Source organism: Mammaliicoccus sp. RAM2 (assembly GCF_045897195.1).
Lineage (GTDB): Bacteria > Bacillota > Bacilli > Staphylococcales > Staphylococcaceae > Mammaliicoccus > Mammaliicoccus sciuri.
This window is the reverse complement of the sequence record NZ_JBJNWI010000017.1, coordinates 1-1,925: the sequence shown is the minus strand read 5'-3', so window position 1 is coordinate 1,925 and position 1,925 is coordinate 1. Positions and strand designations below refer to the sequence as shown.

Genomic DNA, 1,925 nt, shown 5'->3' with positions numbered 1-1,925 from the left:
CCAATCTGATAAAGATTCTGATTCAGACACTAACAGTGGTTCTGATTCTGATACTGACAGTAATTCTGATTTAGACTCGAACTCTGATTCAAATAGCGATTCTGGTTCTAACTCTGATACTGATAGTAATTCTGATTCAGGCGCTAACCCTAATACTGGTTCTGATTCGAACTCTGATTCAAGTAGTGATTCTGCTTCTAACTCAGACAGCAGTTCTGATAGCCAATCTGATAAAGATTCTGATTCAGGCTCTAACAGTGATTCTAACTCTGATACTGATAGTAATTCTGATTTAGACTCGAACTCTGATTCAAGTAGTGATTCTGGTTCTGACTCTGACAGTAGCTCTGATAGTCAATCTGATAAAGATTCTGATTCGAACGCTAACAGCGGTTCTAACTCTGATACTAATAGTACTTCTGATTTAGACTCAAACTCTGATTCAAATAGTGATTCTGGTTCTGACTCTGACAGTAGCTCTGATAGTCAATCTGATAAAGATTCTGATTCGAACGATAACAGCAGTTCTAACTCTGATACTAATAGTACTTCTGATTTAGACTCAAACTCTGATTCAAATAGTGATTCTGGTTCTGACTCTGACAGTAGCTCTGATAGTCAATCTGATAAAGATTCTGATTCAGACTCTAACAGTGATTCTAACTCTGATACTGATAGTAATTCTGATTTAGACTCGAACTCTGATTCAAGTAGTGATTCTGGTTCTAATTCAGACAACAACTCAACTTCAGATAGTAACACTGATAGCAGCTCTGACTCTAACAGTGCTTCAAATCCTAGTTCTGATTCTGATTCAGACAAAGATACTGATGGAGATGGAATTCCTGATAAAGATGATAACGACATCGATGGTGACGGCGTTAATAATAAAGACGAAGAAGCTAACGGTACTGATCCAACGAACCCTGATACTAATGGTGATGGTGTAAACGATGGTGACGAAGATACTGATGGTGATGGTATTCCAAACAAAGTTGAATCTGATCCTACTTCTGATAAAGTAACGGATAAAGATGGTGACGGTAAACCTGATATCTCTACTCCGAAGGATTCAAACTCAGATAATGGTTCTGATGTAAACTCAGATAGCGATTCTGGTTCTAACTCAGACAGCAGCTCTGATAGCCAATCTGATAATGATTCTGATTCAGACACTAACAGTGGTTCTAACTCTGGTACTGATAGTAATTCTGATTTAGACTCGAACTCTGATTCAAATAGCGATTCTGATTCTAACTCAGACAGCAGTTCTGATAGTCAATCTGATAATGATTCTGATTCAGACACTAACAGTGGTTCTAACTCTGATACTGACAGTAATTCTGATTTAGACTCGAACTCTGATTCAAATAGCGATTCTGATTCTAACTCAGACAGCAGTTCTGATAGTCAATCTGATAATAATTCTGATTCAGACACTAACAGTGGTTCTAACTCTGATACTGACAGTAATTCAGTTTCTGATTCAAACAGTACTTCTGATAGTGACAGTAACTCAAGCTCAACTTCAGATGGTAACACTGATAGTAGTTCCGACTCTAACAGTACTTCAAATTCTAGCTCTGATTCTGATTCAGACAAAGATACTGATGGAGATGGCATCCCAGATAAAGATGACAACGACATCGATGGTGATGGTGTAAGCAATAAAGATGAAGAATTAATTGGTACTGATCCAACGAATCCAGATACAGATGGTAATGGGGTAAATGATGGTGACGAAGATTACGATAGTGACGGTATTCCGAATAAGGATGAATCTGATCCTAAGTCTAATACACCAACAGATAAAGACGGTGACGGTAAACCTGATATTACTACACCTAGTCAAGCTGCATCAAATGATCCTGGATATGGTTCTAAAGATCAAGGTCCAACTTCAGTTAAACCTGGTACATCTACTT

The 1,925-nt window shown here is 37.9% G+C and carries 1 pseudogene; it reads left to right on the top strand.

The features are described from left to right. Window positions 1-1,925, top strand: a pseudogene (locus tag ACJTHF_RS13970) (lp_1303a family serine-rich repeat glycoprotein adhesin); the annotation flags it as partial.